The organism is Stenotrophomonas sp. 107298_Sma (assembly GCF_056480345.1).
Window position 1 is genome coordinate 3,721,151 of record NZ_CM151094.1, and the last position, 20,106, is coordinate 3,741,256.

Here is a 20,106-nt window from a genome sequence, read left to right on the forward strand (position 1 = left end):
ACAGGACAGGCGATGTCCTGTTGCGCCGGGTCAGAGCCCCTTCGGGGAACTGACCCGGGCTCCAGGGTTTACAGGTCGCCCAGACCGCTGGCACGGCCGTCTTCGCCCACTTCCAGCAGGCGCAGGGTGTTGGTCGCCCCCAGGGTTTCCATGTGCTCGCCGCTGGTGAACACCACGCGGTCACCGGCCTGCAGCAGATCGGCTTCAACCAGCAGGCGGATGCTGCCGCGCGCGGCTTCGCGCGGGGTCAGGCCACGGCTGTCGAAGTTGATCGGATACACATCGCGCATCAGCGCCATCTGCCGGCGGGCGCCGTCATGGCGGGTGACCGCGAACACCGGCGCCTTGGCACGGAAACGCGACAGGTAGCGGGCGGTGCCACCGGATTCGGTCATCGCCACGATCGCGCGCACGCCCACGTGCTGGGACAGGAACATGGTGGCCATGGCAATGGCCTGGTCGGCACGTTCCAGGTTGCGCGGCGAGGCATTGAAGTCGGTCTCGGTCTGGAACTGGCGCTCAGCACCCAGGCAGATCCGCGCCATCGCTTCCACGGCCTTGACCGGGTAGGCACCGGCAGCGGTTTCGGCCGACAGCATGACCGCGTCGGTGCCGTCGATGACCGAGTTGGCCACGTCCAGCACTTCGGCGCGGGTCGGGATCGGGCTTTCGACCATCGACTGCAGCATCTGCGTAGCGGTGATGACCACCTTGTTCTGCGCCAGCGAGGCCTTGATGATCTTCTTCTGCAGGCCCGGCAGTTCGGCATCGCCGATTTCCACACCGAGGTCACCGCGCGCAACCATCACCACGTCACTGGCCTCGACGATCTCTTCGAGGTTTTCGATGGCCTCGGTGCGCTCGATCTTCGACACCAGTGCGGCGTAGCAGCCGTGCGATTCAGCGATCTCGCGCGCGTCATTCATGTCCTGCGCATTGCGGCAGAACGACACGGCGATGAAGTCGACGCCGATCTTGGCGACGATGCCGATCAGTTCCTTGTCGCGCTCGGTCAGCGCACCCAGCGACAGGCCGCCGCCCTGCTTGTTCAACCCCTTGCGATCAGACAGCGCGCCGTCGTTGAGCACGGTGTTGATGATGCGCTCGCCTTCCACTTCGACTACCTGAAGCTGCATCAGGCCATCGTCGAGCAGCAGGACATCACCCGGGCCGACATCCTGCGGCAGGCCGAGGTAGCTGACGCCGACCTGGGTCGCATCACCGGGGCCGGCATTGGTGCTGGCGATCAGGTCGAAACGGTCGCCCGCCTTCAGCTGCACCTTGCCTTCGGCGAAACGCTCGATGCGGATCTTCGGGCCCGGCAGGTCGGCCAGGATGCCCACTTCCACGCCGACGCGGGCCGCAGCCGCACGCACTTCGGCGGCACGCTTGGCCTGGCCGGACGGATCACCGTGGCTGAAGTTCAGCCGCACCACGTTGACGCCGGCGCGGAACAGATCCTCCAGCACGCCCGGCGGATCAGTGGCCGGGCCGAGGGTGGCAAGGATCTTGGTGCGACGCTGACGCTCGAACATGGTGAATGGGCCTCTCCCGATAAAGAACGGAAATTAGCACATCCTTCACGCCGCATGTATACGGTTACAGCCTTGCGCTGCCTGACTTCGCGGGTCATCGAACGGACATCGGCCGGACATACGCTGGCGCAGGGTCGTGGTAGCGCCGGGCCCTGCCCGGCGGGTGCTGGGCAAAACCGCCGGGCATGGCCCGGCGCTACCGATCAAAGGCGCATCACGCCAGCAGCGTTTCCAACTGCGCCGGTTCGCGTGCCAGTTGCCCGGCGCCGGCTTCGGTCAGCTCCTGCTCGCCACCGAAGCCCCACAGCACACCGATACTGCGCAGGCCGTGGTGACGCGCACCTTCGATGTCCATGCGGCGGTCGCCGATCATCCAGCATTGCGCCGGCTGCACCTGCAACCGGCGCAGCGCTTCGCCGACCAGTTCCGGCTTGTGGCTGCGCGAGCCGTCCAGGGTCGAGCCGACAATCTCCTCGAACAACCCGCCGAACGGCAGGTGGGCAAGGATGCGGCGCGCGTGCGGCTCGTTCTTGGCGGTGACCACCGCAAGGCGGTGGCCACGACCGTGCAGCGTGCGCAGCGTGTCTTCCACCTGCGGATACACCGTGTGCTCGCGCCAGCCTTCGGCATCGAAACGTTCACGGTAGTAGCCCACGGCTTGTTCCACCCGCGCCGGTTCGACGAACAGCGGCGCGAAGGTGGTCCGCAACGACGGACCGATCCAGCCCAGCAGGGTGTCCTGCGGCGGCACCGGATGGTCCATCTTCTGCAGCGCGTAGGCGATGCAGGCGGTGATGCCCACCTGCGAATCGATCAGCGTGCCGTCGAGGTCGAAGAACAGCACATTCCTGCCGTGGTCGGCATTCATGCGCCGCGCGCGTCGAGTGCGGCCACGGCCGGCAGGGTCTTGCCTTCCAGGAACTCCAGGAACGCACCACCGCCGGTGGAGATGTAGCTGACCTGCGCGGCGATATCGAACTTGTCGACCGCAGCCAGGGTGTCGCCACCGCCGGCGATGGAGAACGCGTTGGAGCTGGCGATGGCGCGAGCCAGCGCTTCGGTGCCCTTGCTGAAGGCCTCGAACTCGAACACGCCAACCGGACCGTTCCAGACCACGGTGCCGGCGTTTTCGATCAGCTGCGCATACTGCGCAGCGGTCTGCGGGCCGATGTCCAGGATCAGGTCGTCTTCGGCGACGGCGTCGACCGCCTTCACTTCAGCCACGGCATCCGGCAGGAACTGCTTGGCGGTGACCACGTCGACCGGCAGCGGGATGTCCGCACCACGGGCCTTGGCATCGGCGACGATCTTCTTCGCGGTGTCCAGCAGGTCCGGCTCATACAGCGACTTGCCGACGTTGTAGCCAGCGGCGGCGATGAAGGTATTGGCGATGCCGCCACCGACGATCAGCTGATCGACCTTGCCAACCAGGCTGGCCAGCAGTTCCAGCTTGGTGCTGACCTTGCTGCCAGCGACGATCGCCAGCAGCGGCTTGGCCGGGGCATCCAGCGCCTGCGCCAGCGCATCCAGCTCGGCCATCAGCAGCGGGCCACCGGCCGCGACCGGTGCGAAGCGGATGACGCCATGGGTGGAGGCCTGGGCGCGGTGCGCGGTACCGAAGGCATCCATCACGAACACGTCGCACAGCGCGGCATACTTCTTCGACAGGGCTTCATCGTCCTTGGCCTCGCCGACATTCATGCGGCAGTTTTCCAGCAGCACCAGCTGACCCGGCTGCACCTCGACGCCGTCGACCCAGTCGCGCACCAGTGGAACCTCGCGACCGAGCAGCTCGGACAGGCGCTGGGCCACCGGCGCCAGCGAATCTGCTTCGCTCCACACGCCTTCCTTCGGGCGCCCCAGGTGCGAGGTGACCATCACCGCCGCGCCCTGCTCCAGCGCGCGCTTGAGCGTCGGCAGCGAAGCGGTGATGCGCTGTTCGGAGGTGATGCGGCCATTCTCGATCGGCACGTTCAGATCCTGGCGGATCAGCACGCGCTTGCCGGAGAGGTCGAGGTCGGTCATGCGGACGATGGACATGGGCAACTCTTTGGCTCAGGGACGGGATGCCGGGCTACGGCAGACGGCCATTGTATCGGGTGCGGGTGGTGGGAGGGCCGATGCCTGCGGCAGGCAGAAGCGCAGAGCGACAGCAACAGCAACAGCAGCGGCCGAAGCCAAAGCGCTGGCGCTTCGTGGTGCTGTGGATGGGCCGGGGTGGTGTGGGCTGGCAGGGGACGCCGTAAACCCATCCATGGGGGCTTGGTCGCCGCTTGCTCCTGTGCGCTGTCCTGTGCACACGGCAAGACCGGGGTTGGGCGTCCTGCCCAACCCGCCCGAGGCATGCCTCGGGCCCATGCCGCTCACACCCCTGCCAGCCCACACCACCCTGGCCTCGAAAGGTTCATGAGGCGGAGCGGATGGCAAAAGCAGAAGCGGTTTCTGATGTCGGTTGGAAAAAGAAGGGGTCAGATCCGTTTTCCTGCGGAAAACGGATCTGACCCAAATGGCCGTCGAGCGAAGCGACCCGCTTCCGCTCTTGCTCTTCTTCTTTCTCTTCCGTGGGTGGACGCACACGGAAACTGTCAGAGGTCGGGCGGGTGGGCTGGGCAGGGGTATCCGCGCCATGGATGGCGCGGCTAAGCCTACAGGGACGTACTTGCGGCGTCCCCTGCCCAGCCCACCCGCCCGGCCAAGCGCGGCTTTTCGCTCTACGCGACCAACCAGCCACCCACGAGGGGCTACGCCGTTCGCCGGAAACTACGCCGAAGGCGCAGACTTCTGCTTCAGCAGACTGAGCGCCAGACCACCCACCACCAGCACGCCCAACCCCAACAACGCCCACAGCAACCACGCCTTCCAATCGCGCTGCGGCTTCAGCGCCGCGTCGCCGGCCAGCGGTTCCGGGCTGCCTTCCAGGCGCGCCAGCGTCGGCTGCCAGGAAGGATCATTGCGCTGCCGCAGCTCCTCGATCAGCACGCCCACCGGTGCCTCCGCCCGGCGTGCGGTCGAACTGCCTACCGCCAGCGCATACGGTGCCGCGCCCTGGCTCAGGAACACCAGCACTTCCGGCTGATAGCCCAGGCGCAGGGTCGGCGCTGTCGCCGTTTCCGCCGGGTTCGCCACCAGTTTCCAGTATCGGTCGCGGTGGATGCCGCCGAGCGGTTGCGCGGCGGACTGCTGGCGCTGGCCCTGGGTGCCCTGCTGCAGCTGGTAGGCAATCCACGGTGCGCTGCGTCGCTGCCATTCCGCGCTCTCGTCATCGCGGCTGAACAGCGTCCACTGCACCAGGCTGTTGTCGGTGCTGGCCACGTCAGCGCGCGCCACCGGGAAGCGGCCGTCCAACTCGAAGGTGTACTCGCCCTTGCCCTTCGACGTCGGCTCCAGCGACAGCCATTCCCACGGCAGCGTGGCCGGTGCCGGCGGCAGCTCGGCCAGCACACTGCGCAGGGTCGGCAGGCGTGCCTCGCCCTGTGCCAGCACGCGCACGTAGCGGGCGTTGCTGTCCACCTGCAGCCGGCGCTGCAACAGGCGCTTGCCGGCGCGCTGCAGATCCACCAGCGGCACATCCCGCGCGATCGGGCGCCAGTTCTGCAGATCATCGCTGGCGTCCAGCTGCACCTGCGCCTGCAGCGGCTGGCCGCTGTCAGCCCAGTCCAGCACCAGCGCTGCCAACGGCTGCTGGCCAAGCACGCTGGCGTCGATCAGCCAACCGCCCTGCCCGTTCGTCACCGCGCCGCCGCCCACGCGCGCTTCAACCCGGCGCACGCGGCCGTCGGTATCGCGTTCGGTCAGCAGCTGCAGGTCATTGCGCTGCGATTCGGCCAGCGGCGGCAGCACGAACCATGGCAGTTCGCGCTGCACCGGCGGCTGTGCCAACGGCTGGTCCGGTGCCAGCAGCGCCGATGGCAGCGATTGGCCCGCCGCGTTGAATACCTGCAGATCACCCAGGTCGGCGGCACCGGCACGGCGGTAGATCGCCGGTTCCAGCACGACGCGATACGCACCGGACTGCGCACTGGACAACGTCAACGGCCATTGCTCGGCGTACTGGGTGCGGTACTCGGCGGCCTGCACCGCGACGGCGGCCAGCATGCCGAACATCGCCGGCAGCAGCGCCCTGCTCCAATTCCTCATTGTTTTTCCTCCACGGACGGCGCCGCGCTGGGCGGTGCCGGTGCCAGATAACCCACGACCGTGCACAGCAGGCCGTAGGCGATGAACGATGCGATGCCGAGCAGGTTGCCCAGGTGCTGGCGATCGATGAGTACCAGCTTGGCCAGCACCACGCCCATCAGCACGGCGCCCACCATCCACAACACGCGTTGGCCGCGACGCGAGCCCCATACCCAGGCGATCACGCCAAGCACGCTCCACAGCACGGTCAGGCTGGTCTGGGCCAGGCTGAAGCGCATCATCGAGGCGCTCCAGGACAGGCCGCCCCACTGGTGCACGCCATGCAGCACCAGGCTGGTCAGCGCGATGAAGGCGGCCAGCGCCAGCACGGGCAGGCGGATCTTCAGCAGTGCCTGCGGCGCCTGGTCGCTGTACAGCCAGCGCGCCAGCAGCAGCAGGCTCAGCCACTGCCCGATCTCGGCCGGATTCAATACCGGCAGCCACAGCAGCGGCGCGGCATCACCCGGCAGCAGCTGGCCGAACAACCAGCCGATCGACAACAGGCCGAACAGCACGCACTGCAGCGGCAGGCGCACGCTGTCGAAGGCCACGCCCAGCGGCCAGCGCAGGACGTTCCAGCGCCACAGCGACAGCGCCGCCATCAGCAGCCACGGCAGCGTGACCAGCAGGGTCGTCCAGCCCTGCGCCAAGTTGGCCTCGCCACCGCCCCACAGCGCCAGCAGCGAAAGCAGCGAGGGCCACAGCAGCCACCACAGGAACTGCGCGATACGTGCCACGGTGTCGCCGCCCTGGCGCAGGCACAACAGCGTGCGCACACCCAGTACCGCGAACACCGCCCAGGCCAGCACACCGTAGCCGGCGAACGGTTGCTGGTGCGCATCGCTCTGCACCAGCGCCAGCGGGAAGCCCAGCGCCAGCATCGCCAGTGCGGTCACGCCCAGCGCGCGCGCCGGCTGGCGACGCTGCATTTCCGCGGCCAGCCATGCGGTAACCGCGGCCAGCACCAACAGTGCATCCACTTCGATGCGGTAGGGGAAGAACCGGATGATCTCGTGCACCAGGCCGCCCAACCACCACAGCAGTCCCCACAGGTAGTAGACCAGCGCGATCTCGTGACGCTCCCTGCGCTGGTAACTCCACGCCGACGCGAAGCCGGCCACGGCCAGCAGCAGCGCACCAATCGCTGTTGGGTTGAGCAGGAAACGCACGTCTTCATGCCAGTGATCGCCACCGGCAACGAAGGCGAACGCGGCACCCATCTGCAGCAATGCACCGGACACCTGCGGCAGCCAGCGCTTCTGGCGCAGGCCCAGCCAGGCCAGGCCGGCACCTTCCAGTGCGAACACCGCACCGGTTGCACGTGCTGACAGCGCCAACGGCACCGCCAGCGTGGCGAAGCCCACCGCCAGCACCGCATGCGACTGCGCCAGCACGGTGTACGACGCACGCGCGATCAGCGCCCGCGCCAGCACCGCGTAGATCGCAGCCAGGCCCAGTGCACACAGTGCCAGCGTCATCGGCTGCTCATGCAGCATGCCGGCCTGCAGCGAGAACGCGACAAGCGGCGTGCCGAACACCAGGCTGCCGTCGACCAGATCGCGCCGACCTGCCGGCTGACGGCGTGCATACAGCAGCGGAATCAACAGGTAGAAGGCAAAGAACAGCAACAGGAACGGCTCGGTGCTGCTGAACTTGTCAGGCGCGTACTGCAGCACGCCCCAGAAGGTACCGATGCCAAAGGTGAAAGCGAAGCCGAGCAGGTTCAGCGCACGCCACGGACGGAACCAGGCGATGGCGAAGATGCCTGCGTTGAGCACCGCGTAATAGCTGAACAACCCCACGTGGTTGCCGCTGCCGGTGGACAGCCACAACGGCGCCATGAAGCCGGCCAGGATGCCCAGCACCGCCAGCGTGCGCGAGTTCTGTACCACTGCCAGCACGCACAGCCCGGCCACCAGTGCGATCGAACTGGCAAAGGCAAAGCCTGGGTTGAGCAGTTCAAAGCGTTTGAACGCGGCGAAGATGGTCAGCAGCAGCACGCCGATGGCACCGCCCTGCAGGGCCAGCGCAAACAGGCGCCGACGTTCGCGCTGGTGCCAGCCGAAGGCCAGCAGGCCCAGCGCACCCACGGTGACGCCGGCCAGGCGCAGTTCGATCGGCAGCACCAGCCAGCCCTGGTCGCTGACGTACTTCAGCAGTGCGGCGACACCGGCCAGCAGCACCAGCATGCCGATCTTGACCGGCACGTTGCCTTCGGTGAACCAGCGTTTGACCGCACCGACGCCACGCTCGATGAAATTAGGCAGCGCCGGTTCTGGCGGCAACGGCGGCAACGGTGGCTGCACCGGCACCGGCGGTGGCGCGGCAGGACGGGGAACAGGCGCCTCGGTGGGCGCGGCCTCGCGCAACGGCGGCTGCGGAGGCTGAGGTGAGGGCGGCACAGCCGCAGCGACCGGCCGCAGGAAGGGGGGATCGGCACTGGCGGCGGGCGTGACCAGCCGTTCAGGCGCGGGCGCGGCGGCGACCGGCCTGGCGACAGGTTCGGCGGCCAGTGCGCTTTCCAGCGCGGCGACGCGGCGACGCAGGCCGGCAATCATCACCAGTGCCACCACCAGCAGCAGCGGGATGGCCAGCAGGACCAGTACGACCAGGGCTATCAGTGCTTCCATTGCGTGCTTCCATTGCGATCCCGCGCCCCAGCGGCAGCGGTCGACCGGCCCATGCTACGACAGTGCCGGCCCCATAAACGACGAACCCCGGCCAGGCCGGGGTCCGCGTGCGATCTTTGCCGACCTTACTTGGCGGCGACGACCTTGGCCATTTCCAGGCACTTGTTCGAGTAGCCCCACTCGTTGTCGTACCAGGTCACCAGCTTGACGAAGGTGCCGTCCAGGGCGATACCGGCCTCGGCGTCGAACACCGAGGTGCAGGTTTCGCCGCGGAAATCGGTGGCCACGACCTTGTCTTCGGTGTAGCCCAGGATGCCCTTCAGCGGGCCTTCGCTCTGTGCCTTCACTTCAGCGCAGATCTCGGCGTAGGTGGCTTCCTTTTCCAGCTCGACGGTCAGGTCGACCACCGACACGTCCGAGGTCGGGACGCGGAAGCTCATGCCGGTCAGCTTCTTGTTCAGTTCCGGGATGACCACGCCGACAGCCTTGGCCGCACCGGTGGACGACGGAATGATGTTTTCCAGGATGCCGCGGCCGCCGCGCCAGTCCTTGTTGGACGGGCCATCGACGGTCTTCTGGGTGGCGGTGGCCGCATGCACGGTGGTCATCAGGCCGCGCTTGATGCCCCACTTGTCATTGATGACCTTGGCCAGCGGGGCCAGGCAGTTGGTGGTGCACGAGGCGTTGGAGACGATCGCCTGGCCGGCGTAGGTCTTGTCGTTCACACCGTAGACGAACATCGGGGTGTCGTCCTTCGACGGCGCCGACATGATCACCTTCTTCGCGCCCGCGTCGATGTGCTTCTGCGCGGTTTCCTTGGTCAGGAACAGGCCGGTGGACTCGATCACCACGTCCACGTCCACGTCGTTCCACTTCAGGTTGGCCGGGTCGCGTTCCTGGGTCAGGCGGATCTTCTTGCCGTTGACCAGCAGGTCGTTGCCCTGCACCGCCACGTCGGCCTTGAAGCGGCCGTGCACGGAGTCGTACTTGAGCATGTAGGCCAGGTAATCCGGCTCCAGCAGATCGTTGATGGCCACGATTTCGATGTCGTCGCCGAAGTTCAGCACCGCCGAGCGCAGGACGTTACGCCCGATGCGACCGAAACCGTTGATACCAACCTTGATTGCCATGTTCTCAAGCTCCTGCGGCCGCGTCGGGTGCGGCGGGATGGATAGGGCCCACAAGTCTAGCAAACCGGGCATGGCCACCGTGGGCCAGCCCCTGCCGGCAACGGGCTGGCGGACAGGATTTGATCCGGATCAAAGCGTTAGCGCGGCGTGAGGCCGAGACTGTCGCCATCCACCCAGCAACGAGACTACCCCCATGCGCAAGACCTCCCCCCTGATCGTGGCCAGCCTGGCCGCCGCCCTGTCCCTTGCCGCCGCCCCGGCCATGGCCCAGTCCAAGGGCGACTGGACCGTCTCCGCCGGCGTGCACCAGGTGGCGCCGAAGTCGAACAACGGCTGGCTGGCCAACGGCACCCTGAAGGTCGATGTCGACAACGACGTCAAGCCGACCATCACCGGTGAGTACTTCATCGCCGACAACCTGGGCATCGAAGTGCTGGCCGCGCTGCCGTTCAAGCACGACATCAACATCAACGGCCTCGGCCGCGTGGGCAGCACCAAGCAGCTGCCGCCGGTGGTCACCCTGCAGTATCACTTCAACAGCAAGGGCAAGGTGTCGCCGTTCATCGGTGCGGGCGTGAACTACACGACCTTCTTCAGCGAAGACACCACCGGTGCGCTGAAGGACAGCCGCCTGAAGCTGCAGGATTCGTGGGGTCTGGCCGCGCATGCGGGCGTGGACTTCGCGATCGGCGAGAAGGGCGCGCTGCGCGTGGACATGCGCTGGATCGACATCGACAGCAAGGTGAAGCTGGATGGCGAGAAGATCGGCACGGTCAACATCGATCCGCTGGTCTACGGCGCGTCGTACGTCTTCAAGTTCTAAGCGGTGTGTTGAGCGCGGGGGCTTCGCCCCCGCTCCCCCGCTACATGCAAAACCCTCGCAGCATGTTGCCCCGGTGATTGCCGGGGCTTTTTTTTTGCGCGAAAAGCACCGGCATCTGGAACTGGGTGGAGAGGGTTGGATGATCGGGACACGCCGTAAATACGTCCCTGTAGGCTCGATCGCCGCATCCATGCGGCGAACGGTCCCGATCATCCAACCCTTTCCACCCTTCCCATCTGCGCGCGCGTGCCAGCTCAAGCAAAGGCAAGAGCAGAACCTGTACATCCGAGGCGTAGTGGTTGCCTGCAATTGCGGGAGGCCGATTTTGATCCTGCATTTGTCTTCGATGTTGCCTTTGACCTTTGCATCCGCCTCCGCGGCCATGTTGGATGGGGCTGCAGGGGCAGGCGCTGCAGCCAGCCCCCAGCAGACAGGAACGCGCCGCTCTTCAATCCGCCTCCCCCCGCTAGAATGTGCGCATGAAAGCCCTGCACTCCTTCCTCCTCGCCGCCGCCCTGGCGCCGGCCCTGCTGTCCGTCTCCGCCCCCGTCCATGCCTGGGGCGCGCAAGGCCACCGCCTTGTCGCCGAAGTCGCCGACGCCCGCCTCAACCCCACCGCCCGCGCCGAAGTGGACCGTCTACTGGCCACCGAACCGGACGCCACGCTGGCCAGCATCGCGCCCTGGGCCGACCAGCTGCGTGCCAAGGATCCGGGCCTGGGCCGTCGCTCGGCCGGCTGGCACTACGTCAACATTGCCGAAGACAACTGCCATTACGAAGCACCGAAGCACTGCAAGAACGGCAACTGCATCGTCGAAGCCCTGAAGGCGCAGAGCACCATCCTCGGCGACCGCAGCCTGACCGATGGCGAGCGCCTGCAGGCGCTGAAGTTCGTCGTGCACCTGGTCGGCGACATCCATCAGCCGATGCATGCCGGCTACGCACACGACAAGGGCGGCAACGATTTCCAGCTGCAGTTCGGCAACCGCGGTACCAACCTGCACTCGCTGTGGGACAGCGGCATGCTCAACACCCGCAAGCTTGACGACGCAGGCTATCTGCCGCTGCTGCAGAGCCAGCGCGCGCCGAAGCTGGCGCGCCAGTCCAACCCGCAGCGCGACCCGCAGACGTGGGCCGAGGCCAGCTGCCGCATTTCCATGCAAGCTGGCGTTTATCCGGCCACGCGTAAAATCGGTGATGAATACACCGAGCGCTACCGGCCGCTGGCCGAAGCGCAGCTGCGACTGGCCGGTGAGAACCTGGCGCAGTTGCTGAACCGCGTGCTGGGCACGCGCTGAGGAGCGTTCCAATGTCAGTCCAGGTGCAGTCGTACTTCCACCGTGACAGCAATACCTTCAGCTATCTGGTCAGTGATCCGGCCACCGGCGAAGCGGCGCTGATCGACCCGGTCCTGGACTACGACCCGGATACCGACGCCAGCAGTGAAGCGCCGCTGCATGCCGCGTTGCAGGCCATCGAACAACAGGGCCTGCAGCTGCGCTGGCTGCTGGAGACACACGCTCACGCTGATCACGTATCGGGTGGGCGCCGTCTCAAGCAACGCTTCCCGCGGGCTACGCTGGCCATCGGCGAAGGCATCCGCGCGGTGCAGGCCACCTTCGCGCCGCGCTACGGCCTGCAGCTTCCTGCGGCGGATGAAATCTTCGATCACCTGTTCGGCGATGGCGAGACCTTCGCTCTTGGCGGACTGCGCGGCCAGGTGATTGCCGTGCCCGGCCATACCAGCGACAGCATCGCCTACCTGATCGGCGATGCGCTGTTCACCGGCGACTCGCTGTTCATGCCCGACGGCGGTACCGCCCGCTGCGATTTCCCGGGCGGTGACGCCGCGCAGTTGTATCGTTCAATCCAGCGTCTGCTGGCGCTGCCCGATGCGACGCGCGTGTTCGTCTGCCACGACTACGGCCCGGGCGGCCGCGAGTTCGCCAACGAAACCACCATCGGCGAGCAGCGCGCACACAACATCCACGTGCATGACGGCGTGGCCGAGGCGGAGTTCGTCAGCGTGCGCCAGGCCCGCGATGCCACACTGGCCGAACCGACGCTGATGCAGCCAGCGGTGAAGGCCAACATCCAGGGCGGTGCCTGACACACACCGCTGCGCTCGCCGGGCATGGCCCGGCGCTACCGTTTTCGGTCACGCATCGCGGGCGTTCATTTCCCCTGCGTGCGCACCACATGCTGGCCCTTCACGATCTCGAAGGTGAAGGCGTACTGCAGGGTAACCGCCACCGGTTCGACGCGCTCGGCGCCGCGGCAGTCGCCGCGGTCTGCAGGCGCCTTGCCAGCGGCAAAGTGACATACCGCTGCGGACGAGTACTTCCACATCGCCACCGCTTCCTGTGCGGCTTGCAGAAGGGGCGCATTCTCGCCCGAAGCACCTGCCGCGCACTCAGGGCGATCGGTCAACGGCATGCTGCGTTCGACGCTGCCCTGCGCATCGACCACCACCTGCAGGCAGATGGTGGTAGGCGCCAGTTCCACGCGTGGGTCACGGTCACCAACCTGCGGATCCGGTGCCGCGTACAACTGCGGCATGCGGTAGCCCTCGCTCGCGCCCAGCGAATAGGTCTGCAGCTGCCCGCTACCGCCACCGGTCTGCGGCTGCAGGCGCTGATGGCCGACATTCTCGCTGCGGGTATCAACGGTGGTCAGGCGATCCTGGGTCGCGCACCCTGCCAACAGCGCCGCCGTCATCAACAGCGGCGCGGACTTCACTGGGAGTCCTCGGTGTTGTCCATGGCATAGGTGATCGGAATCTTCACAGCCCCTGCAACGGGCTTTCCGTTCTTCATCGCCGGACGATAGGTCCAGCTCCGCGCAGCGGCGATCGACACCGCATCGAACACACCCGGATTGGTTGCGCTGAGTACCTGGACGTCAGTCGGATGGCCTTTGGCATCCACTTCCACGCGCAGGTTCACCACGCCCACCTGACGCTGCTCGATGGCGGACTTCGGGTAGGACGGTGGCGGCATCTTGTCGACTTGGATGGGCCTGTCCAGACCCGCCTTGGCGGCATCTTCTTCCGCGTGTTCAAACGGCTCGACACCGATTCTCGGGTTCCCGGCCACGCCCCCCTGGCTGGCCCATGCCACCGCCCCCATTCCCAGACACAACCCGACCACCAGCACCTGCCCCGACACCCACGGCAATGCCTTCCGCTTGGACTGCTTCAACATGGCGATACGCTCCTTCAACACGGGTTGGCTGCGCCAATGGCAGACCGCTGGCGCAACCGGATGGACCAGCTGCGCCTTCAGCAGCGTGCTGGCGTAGAGACCGCGCAGCGCAGGCTGCGGGGCAATGGTGCGGGCATCGCAGGCCAGCTCCTGGTCACGCAGGAATCGGCGGGCGGCCCACGGCAGAAGCGGATGGAACCAGAACACCGCGCGTGCCATCAGCAGCGCCCCATTGGCCCAGTGATCGCCATTGCGACGGTGGCTGCGCTCGTGCTGCAGGATCAGGCCCTGTTCCTGTGCGGTGAACTGCTGGTCGAAGTCCGGGCCTACCACGATGCGCGGCCGCCACAGGCCAACCAACGCTGGCAGGCCCGGGTCGGCGCTGGCCTGCCAGCTGCCATCGGCGCGTGCACACAGTTGGCCCATGCCACGTTCAAAACGCCGCTGCGCACGTAGATCGCGTAGCAGACAGAGGACCGCCCCCAGCGTCCATGCCAGCAGCAACAGCCCGGCCCACGGCAACGACTGCCCTGTCATGCCTTCGACGGTGCCGGGCAGCACTTTCAACGGCAGCGTTGGCACATGCTCCAGCAGTGCCACCTGCGGTAACGGCAGCAGCAACGATGCCCCCAGCAACGGCAGCAGCCACCAGCTGCGGTAGGCCAACGCCACGCCCCCCAGGCGCACCAGCAAGGGCCGCAGCACCGCCAGCACGACCACGCCCACCGCCAGCCACAGGCTGGCCTGCCACAGCCCATCGAGCAGCTCAGTCATGGTCCAGCTCCTGGATCAGCTTCTTCAGTTCGGCGATGTCCTGCGCACTCAACTGGCCGCGTTCGCTGAAGTGCGCGACCAGCGGTGCCACCCGCCCTTCGAAGACGCGGCCGATGAAGTCCTGGCTCTGCGCCTCCACCCACGCCTGGCGCTGCAGCAGCGGCCGGTACAGGTAGCGCCGGCCATCGCGCTCGGCGGCGATCGCGCCCTTGGTCAGCAGGCGGTTGAGCAGGGTCTTGATGGTCGGCTCGGCCCAGTCACGGTGGGCCAGCGCGGCCACCACCTCGTCGGCGCTACGCGGCGCCTGCTGCCACAGCACCTCCATCACAACGGCTTCGGCTTCGCTGATCGGGCTCATGGTTTACATCCGTAATCGACAAACCGATTACGCGCGTAATCGAATCGCCTGTCAAGTCCCTCGACTCCAGGTTCATCGCACCTGCGCCAGCATCGATACCTCCCGCCCCAGGCCCCGGATGAAAGCGCTGCCCAAGAAGGATTTCCCGGTCGAGCAGGCGCGCCGATTCCTCGAACCCGGCCCGATCGTGCTGGTCAGCACGGCGTGGCGCGGCCAGCGCAACCTGATGACGGTGGGCTGGCACATGGTGATGGGCTTCTCGCCTTCGCTGGTCGCCACCTACCTGTGGAACGAGAACCACAGCCATTCACTGGCGCGCAGCAGCGGCGAATGCGTGATCAATGTGCCGGGGGTGGAACTGCTCGATACCGTGGTGGACATCGGCAACTGCAGTGGCCGCGAGGTCGACAAGTTCGCCCACTTCGGGCTCGATGCACAGCCCGCGCGCGAGGTCGGTGCACCTCTGGTCGGGCAATGTCATTCGTGCTTCGAATGCCGCCTCTACGACGATAGCCAAGTGGAATCGAGCAACCTGTTCATCTGGGAAATCGTGCGGGCCCATGTTGCACCACGCCCAAAGCTGCCGCGCACGGTGCATTACCGGGGCGATGGGCAGTTCATGGTGTCTGGCGCCGAAGTCTCGCGTCGACGGCGGTTCAAGCCCGACATGCTGTAATGCCAGCACTCCCCCACTCGCAGGACCGCCGCGCATGACCGAACACCTCACCGACCTGGACGCCGCCGTCGACTGGTTGTTTTCGCGCGTGGACGGGCCGCTGCGGATCGGGGCACCGCTGGCACTGGGCAAGCCGCATCGGCTGCTCAATGCGCTGTACGCACGCGTCGAACATGACCCATCGCGACCGGTGCAGTTGTATACCGCGCTCTCGCTGAACCCGCCGAAGGCACGCGGCAATGGCCTGGAAGCGCGCTTCATGGCACCGTTCGCGCAGCGCCATTTCGGCGACGATTTCCCGCGCCTGGCCTATGCCGATGCGATCGCCCGCGATGCGCTGCCGGCACATGTGCAGGTGGAAGAGTTCTACATGCAGTCCGGCGCCCTGCTCGGCTCGCGGCAGGCGCAATCCAGCTATACCAGCCTGAACTACACCCACGCCGCCGATGCCGTGGCCCAACGCGCGCCGCAGGTGATCGTGCAAAAGGTGGCGATGCGGCCGGACGACCGGCGGCTCTCGCTGTCGTGCAACAACGACATCACCCAGGACACGCTGGATGCGATTGCCGCGCGCGGCCTGCCGCGCCCGCTGCTGGTCGCCGAGATCGATCCGCAGTTGCCCTACCTGGGCGGCTCGGCCACGGTCGATGTGTCGTTCTTCGATCTGGTGATCACCCCGCCGCCGCCGTATCCGGCGCTGTTCGGCCTGCCGCGGCAGCCGGTCGGCGATGCCGACTACGCCATCGGCCTGTATGCCAGCACGCTGGTGCGCGATGGCGGCACGCTGCAGATCGGCATCGGCACGCTGGCCGACGCGCTCAGCCATGCGCTGGTGCTGCGCCATACCGACAACGCGCGCTACCGGCGTGTGCTGCATGCGCTGGATCCGCAGCTGGCCAGCCACCCGCTGGTGCAGGAAGTCGGCGGACTGGAACCGTTCGAAGTCGGCCTGTACGGCTGCAGCGAGATGCTCAACGAGGGCTTCCGCCGGCTGGTGCAGACAGGCGTGATCAAGCGCAAGGTGCACGACGACCTGGCGCTGATGCAACGCATCGAGAACGGCAGCACCCTGTCCATCGATCACGCCACCCTCGCCGCCGAAGGCGAGTACCTGCACGGCGCGTTCTACCTGGGCTCACCCGAGTTCTACGAATGGCTGCGCACGCTGCCGGAAGACGAGTGCCGCGCGATCGGCATGCGCCGCATCAGCGAGATCAACCAGCTGTACGGCGGCAACGAGACGCTGGAACGCCTGCAGCGCCGGCACGCGCGTTTCTTCAACTCCTGCATGATGGCCACCGCGCTGGGCGCGGCGGTGTCGGATGCGCTGGACGATGGACGCGTGGTATCCGGTGTTGGTGGCCAATACAACTTCGTGGCGATGGCACGTGCCCTGCCCGAAGCCCGAAGCGTGCTGATGTTCCGCGCGGCGCGCGATGACAAGGGCCAGCGTGAATCCAACGTGCGCTGGAACTACGGACACACCACCATCCCGCGCCATCTACGCGACATCTACCTCAACGAATACGGCATCGCCGATCTGCGCGGCTTGACCGACGAGGACTGCGTGCATGCGATGGCTGCGATCACCGAAGCACCGTTTCAGAGCGGGCTGCTGCAGCAGGCGCATGCCGCGCGCAAAGTGCTGGCGGCCACGCAACCGGATCCCGAGCGACAGCAACGCAACACACCGCAGGCATTGGCCGCGGCGCTGGCAGCGTTCCGCGCCGATGGCACGCTGCCGGACTATCCGCTGGGCAGCGACTTCAACGAGATCGAGCAGGTGCTGGTGAAGGCGCTGGGCTGGCTGAAGGCCAACACGCAGACCCGCGGCGACAAGCTGCGCACGGTCTGGGCAGCGCTGCGACAACCGGCCGGCGACGGCGATGCCGTGTACCTGCAGCGCATGGGCCTGCAGGCGCCGAAGGATTTCGCCGAACGCCTGGACGCGCGACTGCTGCGCCTGGCGCTGGCGCGCACCGCCTGAGAAAAAGGGACGGAGGGGATTAAGTCGTTTGTGCACAAACGACTTAATCCCTCCGTCCCCTTCTTATCCATGCATGACGTGCATCTACTGCCCTATCCTCACTGCATCCTCAAGGTACAGGCGGGCAATGGGTGGATGCGCTCGATGCTCGACCTGCCACAGGTCGTATGCCGCCTGCATCGCCAGCCACATGCGGGCATTGCCCAGACCCGCAAGCTCAAGGCGGAATGCGAGTTCCGCGGAAATGCCGGCGTGCCCGTTGATGATGGTCGACAACTGTCCGCGGGAATAGCCAAGATGCTGCGCCAGCGCACTGATCGACATGCTGATCGCCGGCAGGATGTCTTCGCGCAGCGATTCTCCGGGATGCGGCGGATCATGCAACGGCATCGAGCAGACTCCTAGTGATAATCAAGGTAATCGACCAGTTCGACGTCGAGCCCACGAAAGCGGAACACCAATCGCAGTCTGGCAGGCCCTCCTTTTCGCAGAGAACGCAGGTCAGATGAAGAGGCCAACGCGACACCGGCGCCGTCGGGCGGAACATGCCGGACGAAGAAAAAAGGGACGGAGGGGATTAAGTCGCTTGTGCACAAACGACTTAATCCCCTCCGTCCCCTTTTCTCTCGACCAAAGAAAAGGCCGGCGTGCGCCGGCCTTTCCTTCATCTCACTGCCGGGCTGCTTACAGCGCCTTGGCAGCTTCCACCACGTGGGCGGTGGTGATGCCGAAGTGCTTGTACAGCTGGTCGGCCGGGGCCGAGGCACCGAAGGTGTCGATACCGATCACCGCACCGTCCAGGCCGACGAACTGGCGCCAGAAACCGGTGACGCCGGCTTCCACGGCCACGCGCTTGCGCACGGCGTTCGGCAGCACCGATTCACGGTAGGCCGCATCCTGGCGCAGGAACACGTCGGTGGACGGCATCGAGACCACGCGGGTCTTGAGGCCGGCCGCGTCCAGCTGGGCCTTGGCTTCGGTGGCCAGCGAGACTTCCGAACCGGTGGCGATCAGGATCACGTCCGGGGTACCGGCGGCATCGGCCAGCACGTAACCACCGCGCTCGATCTGGGCGATCTGCTCGGCGTTGCGCGGCTGGTGCGGCAGGTTCTGGCGGCTGAACACCAGGCAGCTCGGACCATCCTGACGGGTGATCGCAGCCTTCCAGCTCACGGCCGACTCGACCGCATCGCACGGGCGCCACACGTCGTTGTTCGGGATGTAGCGCAGAGCGGCCAGGTGCTCCACCGGCTGGTGGGTCGGGCCGTCTTCGCCCAGGCCGATCGAGTCGTGGGTGTAGACGTGGATGGCGTGGGCCGGGATCAGCGCGCTCATGCGCACGCCGTTGCGGGCGTAGTCGCTGAACACCAGGAAGGTGGCGTCGAACGGAATGAAACCACCGTGCAGGGCCAGGCCGTTGGCGATGGCGGTCATGCCGAACTCGCGCACGCCGTAGTACACGTAGTTGGCGTTGGCGTCGTCGCTGGCGACCGACTTGCTGCCCTTCCACAGGGTCAGGTTGGAGTGCGCCAGATCAGCCGAGCCACCGACGATTTCCGGCAGCAGCGGCGCGTAGGCTTCAATGGCCAGCTGCGAGGCCTTGCGCGAGGCGATCGTCGGACCTTCAGCCGCCACCTGGGCGATGTACGCATCGGCCTTGGCAACGAAGTCGGCCGGCAGGTCGCCGTGCGAACGGCGGGTCAGTTCGGCGGCTTCGCCCGGGTACTGGCTGGCGTACTTGTCGAACAGCTGTTCCCACTCGGCCTGGCGCAGGGTGCCGGCGCCATTGGCGCGCCAGCCGTCGTAGATCGCCTGCGGGATCTCGAACGGGCCGTATTCCCAGCCCAGCTGCTTGCGGGTGGCTTCCAGCTCGTCCTTGCCCAGCGGTGCGCCGTGGCTGGATTCCTTGCCCGCCTTGTTCGGCGAACCAAAACCAATGGTGGTGCGGCAGCAGATCAGGGTCGGCTTGTCGCTCTGCGACAGCGCGGCCTCGATGCCGGCCTTGATGCTTTCCGGGTCGTGGCCGTCGACATCACGCACCACGTTCCAGCCATAGGCCTCGAAACGCTCCGGGGTGTTGTCGGTGAACCAGCCCTCGACGTTGCCGTCGATGGAGATGTGGTTGTTGTCCCAGAAGCAGACCAGCTTGTGCAGGCCCCAGGTGCCAGCCAGCGACGCCGCTTCATGCGACACGCCTTCCATCAGGCAGCCATCGCCCATGAACACCCAGGTGCGGTGGTCGACCACTTCCAGCTCCGGGCGGTTGAAGCGCTGTGCCAGCAGCTTCTCGGCCAGGGCGAAGCCCACGGCATTGGCAAAACCCTGGCCCAGCGGACCGGTGGTGGTTTCCACGCCCGGGGTCTCGTGGCGTTCCGGGTGACCGGCGGTGTGGCTGCCCAGCTGGCGGAACAGCTTCAGCTGCTCGATCGGCAGGTCGTAACCGCTCAGGTGCAGCAGCGCGTACTGCAGCATCGAACCGTGGCCGTTGGACAGCACGAAACGGTCGCGGTTGAACCAGTGCGGGTTGCTCGGGTTATGGCGGAGATAGTCGTTCCAGAGGACTTCGGCAATGTCGGCCATGCCCATGGGCATGCCGGGGTGGCCGGACTTTGCGGTTTCAACCGCATCGGCGGCAAGGAAGCGGATGGCGTTGGCCAACTGGCGACGGGTAGGCTGCGTCATGGTTCTGTCGGAATCGGGAGGCGGCCGCGGACGTGCGGGCGGCCTATTGTCCCATAGTCGTCGGGCGGGGGTCAGTCCAACGTGCCTGGTAGGTGCCGGCCGCTGGCCGGCACTTCATGATCTCCGCCGGAT

16 protein-coding genes are annotated in these 20,106 nt (G+C 66.5%); 5 read left to right on the forward strand and 11 right to left on the reverse strand.

Going from position 1 to position 20,106, the window contains the following annotated elements; all coding sequences use genetic code 11:
• Window positions 1–68: 68 nt before the first annotated feature.
• The 6 genes from pyk to gap all read right to left on the reverse strand — a co-directional run bounded on the left by pyk (window position 69) and on the right by gap (window position 9,471).
• Window positions 69–1,535: a pyruvate kinase gene (pyk, locus tag ACZK2G_RS17380; protein ID WP_006388586.1), complete on the reverse strand. Its 1,467-nt coding sequence runs from the start codon at window positions 1,533–1,535 to the stop codon at window positions 69–71.
• A gap of 214 nt (window positions 1,536–1,749) precedes the next feature.
• On the reverse strand, window positions 1,750–2,403 hold the full coding sequence (locus tag ACZK2G_RS17385; RefSeq protein ID WP_478473962.1) for an HAD hydrolase-like protein: 654 nt from the start codon (window positions 2,401–2,403) through the stop codon (window positions 1,750–1,752).
• Window positions 2,400–3,575 (reverse strand): phosphoglycerate kinase, encoded by a 1,176-nt coding sequence (locus ACZK2G_RS17390; RefSeq protein WP_136639347.1) that lies wholly within the window; start codon window positions 3,573–3,575, stop codon window positions 2,400–2,402. Before ACZK2G_RS17390 ends, ACZK2G_RS17385 begins: the two co-directional genes overlap by 4 nt.
• A 720-nt stretch (window positions 3,576–4,295) precedes the next feature.
• The gene (locus tag ACZK2G_RS17395; RefSeq protein WP_478473963.1) at window positions 4,296–5,672 is read right to left on the reverse strand and encodes a DUF3999 domain-containing protein; all 1,377 of its coding nucleotides are present in this window, start codon (window positions 5,670–5,672) and stop codon (window positions 4,296–4,298) included.
• Window positions 5,669–8,341 (reverse strand): DUF2339 domain-containing protein, encoded by a 2,673-nt coding sequence (locus ACZK2G_RS17400; protein WP_478473964.1) that lies wholly within the window; start codon window positions 8,339–8,341, stop codon window positions 5,669–5,671. The genes ACZK2G_RS17395 and ACZK2G_RS17400 overlap by 4 nt, the downstream gene beginning before the upstream one ends.
• A gap of 125 nt (window positions 8,342–8,466) precedes the next feature.
• A complete protein-coding gene (gap, locus tag ACZK2G_RS17405; protein ID WP_046984264.1) occupies window positions 8,467–9,471 on the reverse strand; it encodes a type I glyceraldehyde-3-phosphate dehydrogenase in 1,005 nt (334 codons plus the stop codon).
• Window positions 9,472–9,664: 193 nt separating this feature from the next.
• On the opposite strand from gap, the gene ACZK2G_RS17410 reads away from it, so the two are divergent.
• The 3 genes from ACZK2G_RS17410 to ACZK2G_RS17420 all read left to right on the forward strand — a co-directional run bounded on the left by ACZK2G_RS17410 (window position 9,665) and on the right by ACZK2G_RS17420 (window position 12,404).
• Window positions 9,665–10,294, forward strand: a complete 630-nt coding sequence (locus ACZK2G_RS17410; protein WP_046984265.1) for an OmpW/AlkL family protein — start codon at window positions 9,665–9,667, stop codon at window positions 10,292–10,294.
• 479 nt (window positions 10,295–10,773) lie between these two features.
• A complete protein-coding gene (locus ACZK2G_RS17415; protein ID WP_136639475.1) occupies window positions 10,774–11,592 on the forward strand; it encodes a S1/P1 nuclease in 819 nt (272 codons plus the stop codon).
• Between the two features lie 11 nt (window positions 11,593–11,603).
• The gene (locus tag ACZK2G_RS17420) at window positions 11,604–12,404 is read left to right on the forward strand and encodes an MBL fold metallo-hydrolase (RefSeq protein ID WP_478473965.1); all 801 of its coding nucleotides are present in this window, start codon (window positions 11,604–11,606) and stop codon (window positions 12,402–12,404) included.
• 65 nt (window positions 12,405–12,469) lie between these two features.
• Here the strand turns inward: ACZK2G_RS17420 and ACZK2G_RS17425 are convergent, their stop codons facing one another.
• Genes ACZK2G_RS17425 through ACZK2G_RS17435 form a run of 3 tightly spaced genes read right to left on the reverse strand, consistent with a single transcriptional unit; the run spans window position 12,470 to window position 14,629 of the window.
• Window positions 12,470–13,033: a hypothetical protein gene (locus tag ACZK2G_RS17425; RefSeq protein WP_046984268.1), complete on the reverse strand. Its 564-nt coding sequence runs from the start codon at window positions 13,031–13,033 to the stop codon at window positions 12,470–12,472.
• Window positions 13,030–14,271, reverse strand: a complete 1,242-nt coding sequence (locus ACZK2G_RS17430) for a M56 family metallopeptidase (RefSeq protein WP_046984269.1) — start codon at window positions 14,269–14,271, stop codon at window positions 13,030–13,032. The genes ACZK2G_RS17425 and ACZK2G_RS17430 overlap by 4 nt, the downstream gene beginning before the upstream one ends.
• On the reverse strand, window positions 14,264–14,629 hold the full coding sequence (locus ACZK2G_RS17435; RefSeq protein WP_046984270.1) for a BlaI/MecI/CopY family transcriptional regulator: 366 nt from the start codon (window positions 14,627–14,629) through the stop codon (window positions 14,264–14,266). Before ACZK2G_RS17435 ends, ACZK2G_RS17430 begins: the two co-directional genes overlap by 8 nt.
• 118 nt (window positions 14,630–14,747) lie before the next feature.
• Between ACZK2G_RS17435 and ACZK2G_RS17440 the strand changes: the two genes are divergently transcribed.
• Entirely contained in the window at window positions 14,748–15,305 is a 558-nt protein-coding gene (locus ACZK2G_RS17440) for a flavin reductase family protein (protein WP_478473968.1), read from the forward strand.
• Window positions 15,306–15,339: 34 nt separating this feature from the next.
• Window positions 15,340–17,292 carry an acetyl-CoA hydrolase/transferase C-terminal domain-containing protein gene (locus ACZK2G_RS17445; RefSeq protein WP_478473969.1) on the forward strand — a complete coding sequence of 651 codons (1,953 nt, stop codon included), beginning with the start codon at window positions 15,340–15,342 and terminating at the stop codon, window positions 17,290–17,292.
• Window positions 17,293–17,376: 84 nt separating this feature from the next.
• On the opposite strand, the gene ACZK2G_RS17450 is transcribed toward ACZK2G_RS17445, so the two are convergent.
• Together ACZK2G_RS17450 and tkt are read right to left on the reverse strand one after the other, a co-directional pair.
• A complete protein-coding gene (locus tag ACZK2G_RS17450) occupies window positions 17,377–17,682 on the reverse strand; it encodes a HigA family addiction module antitoxin (RefSeq protein WP_046984273.1) in 306 nt (101 codons plus the stop codon).
• A 294-nt stretch (window positions 17,683–17,976) separates the two neighbouring features.
• Window positions 17,977–19,974 carry a transketolase gene (tkt, locus tag ACZK2G_RS17455; RefSeq protein WP_337302855.1) on the reverse strand — a complete coding sequence of 666 codons (1,998 nt, stop codon included), beginning with the start codon at window positions 19,972–19,974 and terminating at the stop codon, window positions 17,977–17,979.
• Window positions 19,975–20,106 lie beyond the last annotated feature (132 nt).